General features: G+C 44.8%; 16 protein-coding genes. 5 read left to right on the forward strand and 11 right to left on the reverse strand.

Going from position 1 to position 18,821, the window contains the following annotated elements; genetic code table 11:
* The first annotated feature begins 64 nt into the window (after positions 1-64).
* From BCU34_RS06945 to BCU34_RS06960, 4 genes are all read left to right on the forward strand, one after another.
* A complete protein-coding gene (locus BCU34_RS06945) occupies positions 65-1,372 on the forward strand; it encodes a TolC family outer membrane protein (protein ID WP_080967393.1) in 1,308 nt (435 codons plus the stop codon).
* Entirely contained in the window at positions 1,372-1,989 is a 618-nt protein-coding gene (locus BCU34_RS06950; protein ID WP_102479076.1) for an OmpA family protein, read from the forward strand. Before BCU34_RS06945 ends, BCU34_RS06950 begins: the two co-directional genes overlap by 1 nt.
* Positions 1,990-2,125: 136 nt before the next feature.
* A complete protein-coding gene (locus BCU34_RS06955) occupies positions 2,126-2,476 on the forward strand; it encodes a DUF2750 domain-containing protein (RefSeq protein ID WP_017062305.1) in 351 nt (116 codons plus the stop codon).
* 162 nt (positions 2,477-2,638) lie between these two features.
* Positions 2,639-4,666, forward strand: a complete 2,028-nt coding sequence (locus tag BCU34_RS06960; RefSeq protein WP_102479393.1) for a diguanylate cyclase — start codon at positions 2,639-2,641, stop codon at positions 4,664-4,666.
* Here BCU34_RS06960 and queC read toward each other — a convergent pair.
* A complete protein-coding gene (queC, locus tag BCU34_RS06965; RefSeq protein ID WP_102479395.1) occupies positions 4,626-5,321 on the reverse strand; it encodes a 7-cyano-7-deazaguanine synthase QueC in 696 nt (231 codons plus the stop codon). The two genes, BCU34_RS06960 and queC, sit on opposite strands and share 41 nt — an antisense overlap.
* Positions 5,322-5,379: 58 nt before the next feature.
* Positions 5,380-6,048 (reverse strand): 7-carboxy-7-deazaguanine synthase QueE, encoded by a 669-nt coding sequence (gene queE / locus BCU34_RS06970; RefSeq protein WP_308812639.1) that lies wholly within the window; start codon positions 6,046-6,048, stop codon positions 5,380-5,382.
* A gap of 185 nt (positions 6,049-6,233) precedes the next feature.
* Between queE and BCU34_RS06975 the strand changes: the two genes are divergently transcribed.
* Positions 6,234-7,043 (forward strand): Cof-type HAD-IIB family hydrolase, encoded by an 810-nt coding sequence (locus tag BCU34_RS06975; protein WP_102479397.1) that lies wholly within the window; start codon positions 6,234-6,236, stop codon positions 7,041-7,043.
* 77 nt (positions 7,044-7,120) lie between these two features.
* Here the strand turns inward: BCU34_RS06975 and BCU34_RS06980 are convergent, their stop codons facing one another.
* From BCU34_RS06980 to prpB, 9 genes are all read right to left on the reverse strand, one after another.
* Entirely contained in the window at positions 7,121-8,533 is a 1,413-nt protein-coding gene (locus BCU34_RS06980) for a bifunctional NUDIX hydrolase/phosphatase PAP2 family protein (protein WP_102479399.1), read from the reverse strand.
* A gap of 86 nt (positions 8,534-8,619) precedes the next feature.
* Positions 8,620-9,099, reverse strand: coding sequence for a GNAT family N-acetyltransferase (locus BCU34_RS06985; RefSeq protein ID WP_102479401.1), 480 nt, complete (start codon positions 9,097-9,099; stop codon positions 8,620-8,622).
* A 203-nt stretch (positions 9,100-9,302) separates the two neighbouring features.
* On the reverse strand, positions 9,303-9,704 hold the full coding sequence (locus BCU34_RS06990; RefSeq protein WP_048662921.1) for a glycine zipper domain-containing protein: 402 nt from the start codon (positions 9,702-9,704) through the stop codon (positions 9,303-9,305).
* Between the two features lie 236 nt (positions 9,705-9,940).
* Complete coding sequence (locus tag BCU34_RS06995) at positions 9,941-10,387, reverse strand: hypothetical protein (protein ID WP_102479403.1); 447 nt, start codon at positions 10,385-10,387, stop codon at positions 9,941-9,943.
* Positions 10,388-10,535: 148 nt separating this feature from the next.
* The gene (locus BCU34_RS07000) at positions 10,536-12,440 is read right to left on the reverse strand and encodes a propionyl-CoA synthetase (RefSeq protein ID WP_102431196.1); all 1,905 of its coding nucleotides are present in this window, start codon (positions 12,438-12,440) and stop codon (positions 10,536-10,538) included.
* Between the two features lie 118 nt (positions 12,441-12,558).
* Positions 12,559-13,731 (reverse strand): 2-methylaconitate cis-trans isomerase PrpF, encoded by a 1,173-nt coding sequence (gene prpF, locus BCU34_RS07005; RefSeq protein ID WP_102479404.1) that lies wholly within the window; start codon positions 13,729-13,731, stop codon positions 12,559-12,561.
* Positions 13,732-13,740: 9 nt separating this feature from the next.
* Positions 13,741-16,377: a Fe/S-dependent 2-methylisocitrate dehydratase AcnD gene (acnD, locus tag BCU34_RS07010; protein WP_102479406.1), complete on the reverse strand. Its 2,637-nt coding sequence runs from the start codon at positions 16,375-16,377 to the stop codon at positions 13,741-13,743.
* Between the two features lie 100 nt (positions 16,378-16,477).
* Complete coding sequence (prpC, locus tag BCU34_RS07015; protein ID WP_102271039.1) at positions 16,478-17,680, reverse strand: 2-methylcitrate synthase; 1,203 nt, start codon at positions 17,678-17,680, stop codon at positions 16,478-16,480.
* Between the two features lie 147 nt (positions 17,681-17,827).
* Positions 17,828-18,724, reverse strand: coding sequence for a methylisocitrate lyase (prpB, locus tag BCU34_RS07020; RefSeq protein ID WP_017107119.1), 897 nt, complete (start codon positions 18,722-18,724; stop codon positions 17,828-17,830).
* Positions 18,725-18,821 lie beyond the last annotated feature (97 nt).

The raw sequence follows: 18,821 nt of genomic DNA on the forward strand, positions 1-18,821 counted from the left end.
AAATTTCGTATATAACAGCACAAACTCAAGACTTAGATGCGAGCTAACTTTAGGGAGATGCACATTGAATAGGCTTCAAAAGACAACATTAGGGTTAGCTATAAGTATGAGCTTACCGACGACAGCACAAACCCTAGAGCAAGCCGTTGCGTTCACTTTAGAAAGTAATCCTGAAATCAAAAGTGCTTATAATGAATATGTCAGTAAGCGATATCTGAATGATGCTTCTGGCGGTGCTTATCGTCCAAGTATAGACTTGGATGGAGGTATTGGTTACGAGCATACCGATCTAGCAACTAACTCAAGCACGACCGATCTGACTCGGAAAGAAGCGACAATTACGTTAACCCAACTAATATGGGATGGCGCGAATACATCAAATGATATCGATCGTACCGCGGCTGATGCAGAATCTGTGCGCTATCAATTGCTATCAAATGCACAGGACATCGCTTTAGAAGTCACAAAGGTCTATCTTGATGCAGTGAAAGCCTATGAAGTGCTGTCACTGTCAGAAAACAACCTCGCGACACACAAAAAAATATACAGTGATATCCGCAAACGTGTTGAATCAGGCATTGGATCAACCGCAGATATGTCACAAGTAGAGGCACGTATTGCTAAAGCACACGGTAATTTGCTTGCAGCGCAAAACAACCTTTTTGACACTCACACTCAATTCAAAAGGCTTGTCGGTCAATCTCCGCTAGGGTTAACCTTCCCTCGAGCAGATGCGGGCGCTATCCCTTACACGGTTGATGGTGCATTGGCAAAAGCGTTTAATCAACATCCAGTAATCAAGATCGCTCAAGCCGACGTTGATTCAGCAAAGTTTCAGTACAAACAGTCGAAGAGCACCAACTACCCGACCGTCTCTTTTGAAGCGGCTCAAACCTGGCGTGATGATGCCGGTGGTACTAAAGGTAGTAGCGATGAGTTCTCAGCAATGGTTCGTTTGAGATATAACCTCTATAACGGAGGCTCAGATCAAGATCGTGCTGAAAGTGCCGCTTACCAACTCAATAAAGCAAAAGACCTACGTGAGAGCACTTACCGCAATGTAGAAGAGAGCCTGCGTCTTTCATGGAGCGCTCTGGATTTGACCGTTCAGCAAAAAGAGTTCCTATCTGACCACGTAGACTCGGCATCAGACACGGTTATCTCATATGAGAAACAATACCGCATCGGTAAACGTACCCTTCTCGACTTGCTTAACACTGAGAATGAATTGTTCGAAGCTCGTAAAGGGTATTTGGATGCCAAGTACGACGAACAATACGCGAAATACCGAGTAATGAACGCAACAGGAAACTTGTTGACCGGACTACGTGTCGAAACCCCTCAAGAATGGAATGAAAAGGTAGAATACTAATGAAGCTGATAAAGACTGTATTTCCGCTTTGTATCATGGTTGTCTCTGCCAATGTTTTAGCTGAAATAAGCGATGAAGAATTTGAATATCGAGCTCTTCCTGAGATCACACAAATTTATGATCTCGAAGATGATGATAATGATGGAGTAATCAATGCTAGAGATCTGTGTCCTGATACGCAAATTGGTGCTGAGATAGATAACGACGGTTGTGGTTCATATTTCGAATCTTCAGAAAAGAAAGAGCTCCACATACTCTTTGCTAACAACTCTACGGAGATTAACCCTGCTTTCCTTAGCCAAATACGCCAGATGGCTGCGTTTTTGAAGCGCTACGAGAGTACAAGCATTGAATTGCAAGGTTATGCCAGTAAAGTGGGCAATTCCGAACACAATTTAAAGCTCTCAAAAGAGCGCGCGTTACATGTAAGGCGTGCGCTGATCAGCAACGGTATTCAGCCATCTAGAGTCAACATTGTCGGTCATGGTGATTCTGAATTCAGCAGTGATGATACCCAAATCAATCACGCACTACATCGAAAAGTTGTCGCTTCCGTTGTTGGATTTAAGGGTAATATCAAAGAAGAATGGCACATTTTCACCAAAATTAAAAAGTAAGCTCTCCCCTGCTTTTACCATACTGAAACGTTATCTTAAGTTAACGTTTCAGTATGGTGATAATTCCTTGAATAGCATATACCTAAGCCGTCTATAATGTTAATCTTGCCACGTTATCAACATAGAGAATTAATCCATGAGCAAACTAACAGCTGATACTCAAGCAAATCTAGAACTTTTCGTTTCTGAAACACAGGAAACTAAACTGGTATGGGGCCTTCGCAACGAAGAAGGTTGGCTAGCATGTGACTCAAGTGAATTCGAAAACAGCGAAGTGATGCCGTTCTGGTCTTCAAAAGAAGATGCTCAGACTCACAACGTTGAAGAGTGGGCTGACTTCGAAGTATTAGAAATTCCACTAGATATCTTTGTAGAAGATTGGTTACTAACTCTTGCTGAAGACGGCGTTCTTGTTGGTACTAACTGGAATGCAACATTAGAAGGCAAAGAACTTGAGCCTTCTGACCTAGCGAAATTATACATCTAATTTCTGATATCGGTCGCGCGAATCGTGCGACCGAGATACCTCTGATTAGTATCAACAAATTAGAGACCTACCTCGCATAACCTTATAGCTATAGAATTCAAAATTTGAAGCAATATCAAACTAATAATAGAATATCGTTCTTTATCTGATTGATAGTCTCTTGTGATTCACTCCTTTTTTGTTACCTTTCTGCTATTCATTAGCTTTTGTTCTTATAGCCAAGTATTACCGTCAGATCGTGACCAAAACTCATCAATCTATGCTTCCCATTTAAGCCCTACTCCTAATGCTGATTGGAACGCGCTTTATCTTTCTACTTTAAACCACTCTCCTGAGCGCGCATTAAACATGTTGCAAACACGCTATATCGGGTCAACGAGTTACGGAGATAAGCTTTACCTTGCGTCTCTTCTCTATCAATACATGAGCCACCGAGATCAGCCGTTCTACGGAATCGCTTCAAACGACAGTGACTACCAAGCGATAGAAGCAGCGTTTATTTCTGCTCTTATGAAAGACGGCAAAGGCCAATATGAGGAAGCACAACAAGGCTTTTTAACACTTTTGGCGAAAATGCAATCTCGCAGCGATTTAGCTGGAAAAGCATTGCTAAAGTACCAGCTATGCCGATCACTTAACGAGCAAGCTAAATATCATCAAGCTAACTATTACTGTTCTGCGCTTCAATCAGATTTATATAACATCGCTGACCCAGTATTGCCAAAGTTTGGAACTTATCGAGTCATTGCAAACAATCACCATTTTCGAAGTGACTATCAAGCAGCACTAGATACCTACCTATCACTGATAAATGTCTTCCCACAAGGACATGATATTTCGGGAGTTTACAACGATGTAGGTAACTTGCTCAAAGAATTAAAGCAATATGAAAAATCGGCTGAGTATCTACAGGAAGCTCTAACTCTCAGAGAAAACGCTTCAGATTTAATGAAAGCACAAGTGCATCACAGCCTTGCGGATCTCAACCTTAACCAAGAGCAAAGTGACCTAGCAATTCACCACTTTCAGACAGCAAGAACACTCCTGAGCTCGTCATCACATAGCTACGGTATCGCACTAACAAGTCTTGGCTTAGGAAAAGCGTACACTCAAACGAAAGATTATGATTTGGCGAGAACCTACTTGGTCGAATCTCTATCGGCTTCGAGCGAACTGAGCAATGATGTCATTCGTATCAATGCTTACTTGGCTATCAGCGATATGTTTGAAGAACAAAAATTACCAACGGAAGCGCTCAACTATGCTCAACAAGCGCTAGGATTAGCGGAACAAGTCGCAAGGCATAAATACATAGCGCAGTCACTTCTACAGCTTTCTGATATTAATCAATCACTCAACGATTACCAACAAGCTTTCTATTTTTACCAGCGATACTCATCAATACAAATGGAAGCTAGAGACATCGACAATCGACTCGCACTCGAAGCCCTCGGCCTGACGCATGCCAAATATGAGCAGGAACTTGAGAGCTCTTTCCTGACACATCAGACGAAACTCGACCGCGTTCAAATTGAAAAAATGGAACATCAAAGATGGATGTACAACATCGTTGTTATTCTGTTGCTTTGTGCTGCAAGCTTTACGGTATTGGTAAACAAAACGGTTCGCGCAAAAGCCGCAATTGATGGCTTAACGAAAGCATATAGCCGAACTGAGATAATTCGAAGAATCAAAAGAGTGAAACGCTGTAAAGGGATGGAAAAACAGCATGTGCTCGTGCTGCTCGATCTAGATAAGTTTAAGAAGATTAGTGATGAGCATGGACACCCTACCGGTGATCGAGCACTGATCCATATTAGTGAGAAAATTAGAAAACACTTAGTAAATGGTGAATTGTTTGGTCGCTTAGGGGGAGAAGAATTTGTCATCATGCTAACCGATACCACACCAGCAGAGGTACGAGAACGCGTTGAAGAGTTACACTACGCCATTTCCAGCACTGTCTTCTTATCAGAAAGCAAAAAGTCACTTAATGTGACCGCGAGTTTTGCTTATCTAGCAACCTCAAACGCATTAAGTGACTTTGATGACTTGTATTCAGTGCTTGACCAAGCGCTCTATCAAGCCAAAAGCAACGGCCGAAACTGCATTATTGATGCCTATAACGAGCCGATTGATTTACCTGAGATTATTTATTCTCAGCCTGTTTGCGAACCAACTCAGCCATAATGCTTTCGCGATCACCTAGGTAATCGTTAAGGCCAACTTTACGTAGTTCACATGCCGGGCAATCGCCACAGCCATCACCAACAATGCCGTTGTAACAAGTCAGTGTTTTGTTTCTAACAAGCTCAAGTGCTGAGTACTGGTCTGCTAGCGCCCATGTCTCAGCCTTGTTTAACCACATTAGCGGTGTTTTGATATTAAGCTGCTTATCCATACCTTGTACAAGTGCAGAGTTCATCGCCTTCACAAAGTCATTACGGCAGTCAGGGTAACCAGAAAAATCTGTTTCACACACACCTGTAATCACGGTTTCAGCACCGATTTGGTAAGCGTAAATACCCGCTAGTGTTAGAAATAGAATATTACGACCAGGAACAAAAGAGTTTGGTAGTCCATTCTCTTGCAGCTCATGAGACACAGGAATATCGTCGCGAGTCAGAGAGCTGATAGCAAGTTCATTCAACAGAGTCACATCCATCACTTTGTGCGCTTTAACACCAAGTTCTTTCGACAATGACTCAGCAACTTCAATTTCGAGTCTATGGCGCTGACCATAATCAAACGTAATCGCATGAACTTCATCATACTCTTTTAATGCTTGAACAAGACACGTTGTTGAGTCTTGACCACCACTGAATACTACAACTGCTTTTTTCATCTTAAATCCTTACGAAAACCTTCTACTAGCGACTTATCTTGCCCAGTAAAAATACAACCTATGCGATGCTCAAATATTTGTGAGTTTGTATTGATAAGCGCCAATTGCGCTCAATGCAGGTATCAATACAAAGTTGAGTAGCGCGGTCTTTTTGGCTAATTGGTTGCAGAGCGATAACAGTGTCGCTGGGAACCGCAGCTCGATCCAATAAACCGTCAAGTTGTTCGATATCTTTGCTTGTGCCTACTGGATGCTTAATTTCGTTAGCACGTTGTAAGGCGCTATCTAAGATTTCCAGTTTCGCTTTCATCGCCACCTTCGGTGACACCGTAACCCAAGTGTCAGGTGTGGCTTTTACTTCTGATGTTCCGCTAGTCTCAATCTGACAGCGACAACCGTGCTGCTCAAATGCTTCAGTAAGAGGAGCAAGATCATAAATGCATGGCTCACCACCAGTAATCACAATGTGCTTCGCAGTGTAACCTTGCTTGATATATTCATTCACGATTCCTTGAGCATCGATTGCTGACCAAGTTGGTGAATCTTCTGTCTTAACCATAATATCGCCAAGGCTGGTCTCATCTTCTGGCAACGCTTCCCAGGTCTGTTTGGTATCACACCAAGAACAGCCCACAGGGCAAATTTGCAGACGAACAAAAACAGCGGGAACGCCAGTAAACACGCCCTCACCCTGAATGGTTTCAAACATTTCATTAATCTTGTACAACTTTCCCTCAGCTCAATCATCAGATGAAATTAATCAACCGCAGACCTTAAAGCACTTCCCCCTTTTGGTCAAACAAATGAGTACCGATAAATGAGTTGATCAAAGCCCTAGCCTGAAGTTTCAAGTTCCCTTATCCTTTCGCCCATTAGATTTCGTTAGCTTTTAATTTTTTAGTAAGGAACAACATGTACAAACTGATTGCTCTTGATATGGATGGCACATTACTCAACAGTGAAAAAGTGATTTCTCAAGAGAACAAAGACGCGATCGCCAAAGCTCGTGCTGCTGGTGTGAAGGTCGTTCTGGCTTCTGGTCGCCCTTTGGAAGGCATGCAAAGCAAATTAGATGAGCTTTCAATTAACGGCAAAGATGACTTTGTGCTCTTCTACAACGGCTCTATGGTTCAGAACGTATCGACAAAAGAGATCATTCACAGTGAGATCAGCAATGGTGAAGCCGCAAAAGAGATTGCAGCCCTCGCTGAACAGCTTGGTGGTTATGTTCATGCTTTCAGCAAGGTTCATGGTTTAATCACACCTGAGAACAACGAGTACACGGGTATTGAAGCGCGTATTAATGGCTTAGATATTACCGAGTTCGACTTTTCTCAATTAGAAGATGACCACGAAATCATCAAGACCATGATTGTCGCTGAACCCAGCAAGCTAACTGAAATCATCAGCAAGTTGCCACAAGAGCTCAAGACTCAGTTTACTATCGTGCAAAGTGCACCATTCTTCTTAGAGTTCCTAAACCCAAACTCAAACAAGGGTGTCGGTATCGAAGCCATTGCGAAACACTTAGGCATTAAAGCGGAAGAAGTAATCTGCATGGGTGACGCTGAAAACGATCACCATATGCTTGAATACGCTGGCCTTGGTATTGCAATGGACAACGCGATGGATGAAACCAAGAAAATCGCCGATCACATTACCGCGAGTAACGACGACCATGGCGTAGCCGTAGCAATTGAAAAGTTTATCTTCAACTCATAATCATTCGATTCTGTAAAATTAATACTAAAAAGGCTGTGCACTGCACAGCCTTCTCTTTTTTAAATGAGTCGTGTTACTTAATTTCTAGCCCAAGGCAGACGAAATGCCACCACACCAAACAGAATCAATATTGGGAAACGTAACGTTTCAATAATAAATGAAGCAATACCACTGAAAGAGACAAAACTTCCTGCCCAGCTAATCAGCAGATTTCCCGCTAACAGCATCGCCATCACTCCAACCACGATCTTGAATGAGAACTGACCGACCAAAGGTTTCGAGTCTGTTAACGTCACTAGGCATGCAATCGTCATCAAAATAGCCACCCAGAATGAGAATGTAGGCAGTGGCCATATCACCGTGAGAACAATCGACAATAAGCATAATGCCCACCACACGCCCTTAGAACTCAATAAAACACTAATATCAACATCTGGTTTTGCATCTAACCTCACGATGTGCCACGTCGTTAAGGCACCTAAGACGCCCCCCATTAATACATCACTAAAGAACGCACTGCCTGAATACGACTTAAACAGCATGATCCAAAGTAAGCCAGCAAGCACAATCAATATTGATTTTTTTTCTAAGAGACGCTTTATTTTCCAAAAGACTAACAAGGTTAAGCTCACCCATAAAGAAGCCAGTAAACTTGGAAAACTATAGCCACTGCTCATTACCAACTTCAATGTTGGCAAGTAGGCATGCGGGCGTGGAAAACCAAAACCTTGATGTGCGATCAAAGTTAGCAGTGTCACCGAAATCAAAGTGAAGCCAAACTTCAACGCGAAGTTACGACCAAAATGCCACGCAATTAGCGGCAATATCACGATGAAAACCCAAGGCTTCGCTAACAAGTCAGTCAAAAGCACAGTATTCGCGAACACGCTCGGCATTCTATCGAACGCGTTTTGAAGTGAAACAATCCAGCTCAATTCAACTTGATGAACTTTCGGCGCCGCGCCCACCAACTCAGTCACATAAGTCACCGGTTGATCTGTAGCAGATAAAAACAACTCGTTAATCTCTGACCATTGACCAGGATAACGGTATTGGTTAGCTTGCAACTCAGTTGGCGGTAATAACATCGCTCGGCTGACTTCTACTCCGTAATGAGGTGCGAACCAAATCGGCAACTCAAAACCACCTAGCTCATTTCGAGCTTGATAGCTGATCACTTCAGAATCAGAGACACAATCAAACACAACGGCGCTATCGGTGTAACCCAGTACATCACCAACCGTTACCGACAAACCCGCCTCTTCCCACGTTTCACGTTGCGCCGCGACGGCTGGCGGCTCACCTGAAACCACAGTGCCTCCCGGTAGAGACAATTGACCTGTGATCAACTCATCAACCAGCACTATTTGGTTATCAGCTCGTACTACACACAAAGCGCCCGCGATATGATCGGGCAAAGTGTTGTTTGCCCAAACGGAAGTAGTACTCAAAAGAGACAGTATGAAAACTAATAAATATCGAATAACCAACGAGTTTACCTAAAAAAATAATAGAAGAAATTTGAGACTGCTAATGCATCACGCCTAGTGTAATCAAAGCCGCACAAAATCGCTGTCTACGTTTTGCGCAAAGCCTTCCTCATCCATTGAATGTGAGGTGTGAACCCCATTTTTTGATAGAAGTCCTTGGCAGGTGAATTAAAGTCCCACACTTCTACAAAGACTTGTTCAACCCCGTAATCATCAAAAGTACTTTCAACCTTGTTAAACAACTTTTCAGCAATTGATTCTTTTCGATAATCAGGTAAGACAAACAGTTCATCGACACTCCCCATCGACACTGGTTTACTCACTGTTGAGATAAGCTCACAAAAATGCCCAGAGATAAAGCCAACAATGAGCTCACCTTTAAGTGCCACATAAACCAAGCATTCAGGATCGTCCAAGTATCGTGCAATGCTTTTTTCCTGCTCAATCTCTTCTGCCGTTTTAAAGTGCTCTGGGCTAGCAATGTGGTGGTGATGATGTAGATCGAACATTAACTCGTTAAGTTGTTCCAAATCCGTGTGTTTTGCAGCCCTTAAAGTGACGTTCATGACTATTGCGCTTCTCAAACCAAATTAATATCTAAACTGAGTCTAGTTTACTTGCCGTGAGTATCTATACAAGTTATTGAATTAATTCATTGTTTGAAGTGCGTATTTTAGATACAAAAACGGCCACATTGCGTGGCCATTCTGTGTGAATCATTTTGAATTAAACGAATATCGAAGCTGTGGTTTTTGCTGCAGCTGTCGCTTTATGCACCGTTATCTTCTTTATCTTCCTTGAGATCAGCAAGCTGTTGTTCTAATTCAATAAGCTTAATTTCAGCCTCAACTTCAGCAACTCGCTTTTCTGCATCTGTGCGATTGTCTTGCGCTAGGCCATCGGCAGTAACTTGGGTTCGTTGTGCGTTTCTTGCATCGTCCGTATCTTTCATTGAACCAGCAACACCACCGGTCACACCGCCTAATGCAGCACCCTTCACGGCTAAACTCGCATCTCCAGTTAGAGCGCCTGCTGTTGCTCCTAACAAAGCACCACCTACAGCACCACGATTACGTGCAGCGTTCTCATTTTCGTTATCCATTGCTGGTGATGCGCAACCAGAAATAGTCACAATCAGTGTCGCTAAAAGAAAAGGTTTAGTGAATTTCATAGGAATCTCGCTTAGTTCTTCGTTTGGAGTAAAGCCATCTTAAGCAGGTCCGTTAATGAGATAAATAAAGCCACGTTTAGACGATACATCATGTGCAGCTATGTATTATCCAGCCATCGTATAACTACTTAATGATATCTATCTTGAGATCGTTTTATCCTCACCAAGAAAAAGGCGACCAATAAGGTCGCCTCAATCGCTCGTTCTCTATAATTCTTGTCTTTCAGATGTCGCTCTTAGCCTTTGGACCAAAAGTTTTGCATATTTTCTGCACTAGGTGGCGGTCTTACACCGCAGTCTCGATAGTGGTGTTTATCACCAATCCCAAGGACCTTGCCACTTTCCTCATCGATCATAGCAGCCACTTTTACCCCGTCTCCCACATGGCGAGTCAACACGACAATTTCACCGGCTCTTTCAGACCTTACCGCCCCCAAGATTTGATATTCGTAGCGGCCTTTCCTTGAATTAACGATCATCTTCGAGTTAATCGGATCGGCTTCATACCCCACGCCAATATCAAAAACCGCTTGATAGAGATCGACGCCAGTTTTGGACACACACTTAAATACCTTGGGATGACTCAAAGGTTCTAACAACGCTCTGCTCGCTTCATCCTTTGAAATACTGGCACTAGCAGCGCCACTAACCAGTAAAGCAATCAACAAAAAGTAAGATCGCATAAAAAAGACCTCAATATGTGGGGTTCATAATGAGGTCATAGTAAACGCAATGGATAAACGGATGAATAAAGTAGAGTTTAGGTAAACCATCACGCTGGCTTATGTATTAATATACGAGCCGACGATCAAATTACCCAAACAGCTAAGCCTATTTGCCGAGCTTTTCAGCAATTTCCGTTAAGCTAGTCGGATCATCAATCGTCGAAGGCACCACGTACTGCTCACCTTCAGCGATCTGCCGGATGGTTCTGCGTAAAATCTTACCGGAGCGTGTCTTGGGAAGTCTCTCAACAACCAAGGCTTGCTTAAAACAGGCTACCGCGCCAATCTCATTACGAACTTTACCAACCAACTCCGCTTGTAACTCAGTGCCATCGACTTTTACGCCATCTTTCAGCACAACTAAACCAAGAGGTAGCTGCCCTTTTAAGTCATCATGAACCCCGACTACCGCGCACTCTGCAATAGCTGGGTGACCGCCAACGATCTCTTCCATTTCACCGGTAGAAAGACGATGCCCCGCTACGTTTATCACATCGTCAATACGCCCCATGATAAACAGATAACCATCTTCATCAAGGTAGCCGCCATCACCCGAAACATAATAGCCTGGGAATTGGCTCAGATAGCCAGACTCAAATCGATCATGATTACGCCAAACCGTTGGTAGACAGCCAGGTGGCAACGGGCGTTTAAGAGCCACAAATCCTTGTTGATTAGGTTGGGCGACTTCACCGAGTTCATTGAGAATCTCCACTTGGTAACCCGGAACAGGTTTAGTGGAAGAGCCCGCTTTCACTGGTAAAGATTCTAACCCTGTTGGATTGGCTGAAATGGCCCAACCTGTTTCTGTTTGCCACCAGTGGTCGATAACCGGTTTATTGGTGTGAGATTCTACCCAATCCAACGTTGGCGGGTCTAAACGCTCACCGGCCATGAAAATCGACTTGAGCGATGTTAAGTCATACTTGGTAAGTAACTCGCCTTCGGGGTCTTCTTTCTTAATGGCCCTAAATGCGGTTGGCGCAGAAAACAATACATCGACTTTGTATTCTTCACACACACGCCAAAACGCACCGGGATCGGGTGTTCGTACTGGCTTGCCTTCAAACAGAATCGTAGTACAACCATGAATCAATGGTGCATAAACAATATAGGAATGTCCCACGACCCAGCCGACATCGGATGCTGCCCAAAATACACCATCTTGCGGCATATCGTAGATAGTGCTCATCGAGTATTTCATCGCGACCGCATGACCACCATTGTCACGCACCACACCTTTTGGCTTACCCGTAGTGCCTGACGTGTAAAGAATATACAAAGGATCGGTTGCCAAAACAGGAACGCAACTGTGCGGCAATGCATCGTTAACCGCTTGCTGCCAAAGTACATCGCGTTCATTGCTCAATTCAGCTAAAGCTTGCTCTCTTTGAAATACGACGACTTTCTCAGGCTTCCAACGACTGTCCATGATCGCGCGATCGACCATAGGCTTATATGGCAAGACTTTATTTATCTCGACACCGCAAGAGGCAGTAATCAACACCTTGGGCTCGGCATCTTCAATTCGAACGGCAAGCTCATGAGGGGCAAAACCACCAAACACCACCGAATGCACCGCGCCTAGTCGAGCACAAGCCAACATTGCCATCGCCGCTTCAGGAATCATTGGCATGTAGATAACAACACGATCGCCTTTAGTAACGCCTTGCATAGCTAGCATACCAGCGACTTTTGCCACTTGGTCACGCAATTGATTGTAAGTGTACGATGATTGAGTCCCTGTAACTGGAGAGTCGTAAATCAGTGCCACTTTATCACCACGACCATTTTCGCAATGATAATCTAAAGCCAACCAGCACGTGTTCATCACCCCATCAGGAAACCAGCGCTCAATACCGTTATCGTCAGTTTGTAATATCGTTTTTGGTGACTCAAACCAATCTATCGCTTGTGATTGTGTTTCCCAGAACGAATTTGGATCTTCCCTCGCCCATTGATACTCGGTTATATAGTCTGTTTTTCTGTTCATTCGATTCGTAGCAGACATAGTGCCTCCTCCATGATTTATCCATTTCTCCAAGTGCCTAGCCTTTGGCTGTAACACTTGATAGCACTCTTTTCTCAGCGTTGTGTTCGTGAACATTTAACCGTTCACAACAATCGCTTTACTTAGGAAAAGGCACACGGATGGCACCTTCCATGATCACTCGGGCACTACGACTCATTATCGCCCTTTCTATTTTCCAACCGCTTTCGGTCTGCAAAGCTTTAGCTCCCACCTTTAAGGTTCCTGATGGATGGCCAAAGGTCACAAAATCACGGGAACCCTCACCGGCTGCCAAGTTCACTAACGTACCCGGAACACTCGCCGCTGAAGCAATGGCGACTGCAGCCGTACCCATCATGGCGTGATGCAGTTGCCCCATAGACAAAGCTCGCACCAGAAGGTCGGTATCGTCAGCTAATACCGATTTACCACTTGAAGCTTGATACGCTTGAGGCTTAGCAACAAACGCGACTTTCGGTGTGTGTTGGCGTGATTCCGCTTGTTCTAAAGAATCAATCAGCCCCATTGCAACTGCGCCATGTGCTCGGATAGATTCAAACAGAACCAAGGCTTTTGAATCGCTGTTGATATCCGATTGAAGCTCTGTGCCTTGATAACCCACCGATTCAGCATCAACAAAAATGGTTGGTATTCCTGCATTGATGTATGTCGCTTTGATGCAACCCAATTCGGGAACATCTAAAAAATCGACAACATTCCCTGTTGGAAACATAGAGCCACTCGCATCGGCTGGGTCTAGAAAATCGACTTGGATTTCAGCAGCAGGAAAAGTGACACCATCGAGCTCAAAGTCACCCAACTCTTGGACTTCCCCGTCAGCGATAGGTACATGAACAATAATGGTTTTCTCTATGTTCACTTGCCATACTCGCACCTCGACCACGCCGTTTTCTGGAATACGATTCGAATCGACCAATCCACTATGAATAGCAAATGGACCTACTGCAGCAGACAAATTACCGCAGTTACCGCTCCAATCAACGAACGGCTTGTCTATTGCTACTTGACCGAATAAGTAATCAACATCGTGATCGGCTTTACTGCTTTTCGAAACAATAACAGTTTTACTGGTACTGGATGTTGCGCCACCCATGCCATCGGTTTGTTTACCATAAGGATCTGGACTGCCAATTACGCGCAGAAGTAATGCGTCTCGAGCTTCCCCGGCAACTTGCGCAGCTTCAGGTAAGTCTTCTAAATTAAAAAAGACACCTTTGCTTGTTCCGCCCCGCATGTAGGTAGCAGGTACTTTTATCTGTTTGATGTTCATAACCAGCTCCTACTGTGCAAGAAAGTCTTTGGCGAAACGTTGCAACACACCACCAGCGCTATACACGTTCACTTCGTCTGCTGTGTCTAATCGGCAGGTTACTGGCACATCAAGCTTTTCACCGTTTCTACGAGTGATTACTAGAGCCAAATCAGAACCCGCTTCAATGTCGCCGTAAACGTCGTAAAGCTCGGTGCCGTCCAGCTCTAAAGTATTTCGATCCGTTCCCGCTTTGAATTGCAGAGGCAACACGCCCATGCCAACCAAGTTGGTTCTGTGAATTCGTTCAAACCCTTCAGCCACAATCACTTCAACACCCGCTAAGCGCACCCCTTTGGCTGCCCAGTCACGTGATGAACCTTGTCCATAATCGGCACCAACAACAACAATCAAGGGTTGTTTACGGTTCATGTAGGTTTCTATCGCTTCCCACATTCGCGTAACTTGACCTTCGGGTTCAACCCTTGCTAATGAACCTTGCACGACTTCTCCTGCGTCCTTCACCATTTCGTTGAACAATTTCGGGTTGGCGAAGGTTGCTCGTTGTGCGGTTAAGTGATCACCTCGATGGGTCGCGTAAGAGTTAAAGTCCTCTTCCGGCACTTCCATTTTGGTGAGGTATTCCCCCGCCGCGCTCGAAGCGAGAATCGCATTTGAAGGAGATAAATGGTCCGTAGTGATGTTGTCACCCAGAATAGCCAAAGGCCTCATACCAGATAGGCTTCGTTCTCCGGCAAGAGCCCCTTCCCAATAAGGTGGTCTGCGAATATAGGTACTTTGAGGTCGCCAATCATAAAGCGGCTCAGTAGTTACCTGATCTTCGTCTGGCTGGAACATTTTTACGTAGATTTGTTGGAATTGCTGAGGTTTAACATGCTCACCAACAACGGCATCGATCTCAGCATCACTTGGCCACAAATCACTTAGATAGATTGGTTGGCCGTTATTGTCTGTACCTAGGCTGTCTTTCTCGATATCAAAGCGCATCGTACCCGCTAAGGCATAAGCAACCACCAATGACGGTGACGCTAAAAACGCTTGTTTTGCATAAGGATGAATTCGACCATCGAAATTTCGGTTCCCAGATAACACAGCGGTTGAATACAGGTCGCGGTCGATGATCTCTTGTTGGATTTTAGGATCCAACGCCCCACTCATTCCGTTGCAGGTCGTACACGCATAACCCACGATACCGAAGCCTAATTGTTCAAGTTCAGGAAGCAAACCTGCCGACTCGAGGTAGAGCTTGGCAACTTTAGAACCCGGAGCAAATGATGTTTTGACCCACGGCTTGCGAACTAATCCAAGTTGATTGGCTTTCTTAGCCACCAGTGCGGCAGCGACCACGTTTCTTGGATTACTGGTGTTAGTACAAGAGGTAATTGCCGCAATGATCACGGCACCATCGGGCATTTGATCATCGTTACACTGCTTAGCATGCTGCTCTTTCCAAGATGCTTGACTGATACCTTGTTCAGCCAACTTTCTGGTAGACAAACGACGATGGGGATTAGATGGCCCTGCAAGATTTCGCTCAACTTTTGACAAATCAAACTCAAGCACACGTTCGTATTGAGCGGAATCTAAGTCATCAGCCCAAAGTCCGGTTTGCTTGGCATAGCGTTCGACTAGTTCAACTTGTTCAGGCTCTCGTCCTGTGAGTTTAAGGTATTGAATAGTCTGCTCATCGATGTAGAACATCCCCGCAGTCGCACCGTACTCAGGCGTCATATTGGATATAGTGGCACGGTCGCCAATAGTCAGTGCACGAGCACCTTCACCAAAGAACTCTAAGTAACTAGAAACCACTTTTTCATTGCGAAGGAACTCCGTTATTGCGAGCACAATATCAGTAGCCGTAATACCTTCTTGCCTTTGACCGGTAAGTTTAACACCCACGATGTCTGGCAAACGCATCATAGACGGGCGACCGAGCATCACAGTCTCGGCTTCCAAGCCACCTACACCGATAGCGATAACGCCCAGAGCATCGACATGAGGAGTATGGCTGTCTGTGCCGACACAGGTATCAGGAAACGCGATGCCTTCTTTAGATTGAATAACTGGAGACATTTTCTCCAAGTTAATCTGGTGCATGATCCCGTTACCCGCAGGAATCACACTCACGTTTTTAAACGCGGTTTTACACCATTCAATAAAATGAAAACGGTCTTCGTTTCTCCGCTCTTCAATCGCGCGGTTTTTATCAAAGGCTTCGCTATCAAAGCCCGCGTGTTCCACTGCCAGAGAGTGATCAACAATCAATTGAGTTTCGACAACGGGGTTCACCTTGGCAGGGTCTCCGCCTTGGTCGGCAATCGCGTCTCGTAAACCAGCCAAATCTACTAGGGCTGTTTGGCCAAGAATGTCATGACACACCACGCGCGCAGGATACCAAGGAAAATCTAAGTCGCTCTTGCGTTCAATAATCTGTTTTAAGCTGTCTTCAAGGGTTTCAGGATCACAGCGTCTTACTAATTGCTCTGCCAATACTCTCGACGTATAAGGCAAGGTTTTATAACTGCCCGGAAATATCGCTTCTACCGCTTCGCAAGCATCGAAATACTCTAAATGGGTTCCGGGTAAAAGTTTCCGGTACTGATTTTTATCAAGGTACTGAGCTTGTTCAAGTTTTACATCAGACATACATCCACCATTATCTGTTAAATTCTATTCGTTGGTTCTCGAGGTCTTATCATGTGAAGACAAAGTCACCTCAAGACATAACTCGGCTCGATATAGAGGACTAACGTAGATGAATAGGCAGCCAGTCTTGATGCTCTGGGCCGGTGTAGTCTGCACTTGGACGAATGATGCGATTATTTTCTCTCTGTTCGAACACGTGCGCCGTCCAGCCCGTAAGGCGGCTCATCACGAAGATCGGAGTAAACAGTTTGGTTGGAATATCCATGAAGTGGTAGGCCGATGCGTGGAAAAAGTCCGCATTACAGAACAAGCCTTTCTCGCGCTTCATAACCGCTTCAACACGTTCTGAAACGTCGTAAAGCTGTTTATCACCCACCTCTTGAGCTAGCTCTTTTGACCAACGCTTGATTAAGGCATTTCGAGGATCACTTTCGCGATAAATGGCATGACCGAAGCCCATGATTTTGTCTTTGTTAGCAAGCATCTGCATGATGTTAGTTTCTGCTTCATTAGCGGTTTGCCAATCTTGGATCATTTCCATCGCCGCTTCATTCGCACCGCCATGTAAAGGACCTCTCAACGTACCAATCGCTGCGGTGACACAAGAGTGGATATCTGACAGTGTGGATGCACACACACGAGCGGCAAAAGTTGAAGCATTAAACTCATGTTCCGCGTAAAGGGTTAGTGAGCAGTGCATCACCTTCTTATGAAGTTCACTAGGCGCTTTATCCGTTAGCATTTTCAAGAAGTAGCCACCCAGACAGGCTTCGCTTTGATCTTCAGTATCAATTCGCACGCCATCATGGCTAAAGCGGTACCAATAACAAATAATGGCAGGGAAAAGCGCGAGCATTCGTTCAGTCGCGGGCAGTTGCTCAGAAAAATCAGTCTCTTGCTCTAGATTACCTAGCATTGAACAGCCCGTTCTCATCACATCCATTGGATGAGCGTCTGCTGGGATAAGCTCTAGTGCTACTTTCAAAGGTTGAGGTAAGCCGCGCAAACCAACCAACAGTGTTTTGTAATCATCTAGCTCTTTTTCACTGGGTAAATGACCTCTTAGTAGCAGATGCGCGACTTCTTCGAACTGAGCATGATTAGCAAGGTCGGTAATATCATAACCACGGTAGGTTAAGCCGGTACCTGATTTTCCTACCGTACATAGCGCCGTGGTTCCCGCACTCTGGCCACGTAGACCTGCACCACCGATTGCAGGTGCGCTTGTTGATTTTTCGCTTTGTTGTTGGTTTTCTGTTGAAGCCTTATCGACAGCTGCTTTATCACTCAAAGATACAGACATGGTGAACTCCTTTTCTGTGTTAGCCGCCTGCACTCTTTGGTGCTGCCTGTTTATATGTCCGATGATCTTTATCATCGGTACTGGATATGGCGACTAACCATTTCACGTTATTGGATTAAGTTGATTTTTGATTAATTGAAACTGGTTTTACCCTTCGCTTGAAAATAACTGATCAAGCTTGTTCTCGTAGTCGTGGTAATTAAGGTGTTCGTACAGCTCTTTACGGGTTTGCATTGAATCCAACAGGGCTTCTTGATTGCCTTCAACTAACAAGTGTTTGTAAACATTCTCCGCCGCTTTGTTCATCGCACGGAACGCACTCAATGGGTAAAGCACCATGTCGACACTTGATTGGGCTAACTCGTGACAGTTGTAGAGTGGTGTTTGGCCGAACTCAGTGATGTTGGCCAAGATAGGCACGTGTTTACCCGTTGCTGATTTCAACGCCGCCGAGAACTTCACGTATTGATCGAGTTGATTCATCGCCTCAGGGAAAATCATGTCAGCACCTGCTTCAACACACGCAATAGCTCGTTCAATCGCACTGTCAATTCCTTCAACCGCCAATGCATCCGTACGCGCCATAATCACAAAGCTGTCATCAGTTCTAGCATCGGTTGCCGCTTTGACTCTATCGACCATCTCTTGCTGACTAACAATTGCTTTATTTGGTCGATGACCACAGCGTTTCTGAGCGACTTGGTCTTCCATATGAATAGCAGCCGCGCCCGCCTTCTCCATCGCGCGAATCGTACGCGCAATATTGAACGCGCCACCAAATCCCGTATCGATATCCACCAGCAATGGTAGATCACACGCGTTGGTAATACGTTCAACATCGACCAACACATCGTTCAATGTCGTAATACCTAAATCAGGCAAACCATAAGACGCATTGGCGATGCCTCCACCAGACAAATAGATCGCCTGATGCCCCAAGTTCTTTGCCATCATCGCGCAATACGGATTCACCGTACCGACGATCTGCAATGGGTCGTTGTCTTGCACAGCTTGTCGGAACTTAGCTCCTGCTGATAACTTCATAATGACGCTCCCTGTTAATTGATTATTTCTAGCTAACCTTTAAGACTTACGGCTTTTGGTTATCGCCAGCTCTGACCCGCTGACAGATACCAGTCGC

The sequence above is a fragment of the Vibrio sp. 10N.286.45.E10 genome, assembly GCF_002874195.2.
Lineage (GTDB): Bacteria > Pseudomonadota > Gammaproteobacteria > Enterobacterales > Vibrionaceae > Vibrio > Vibrio crassostreae.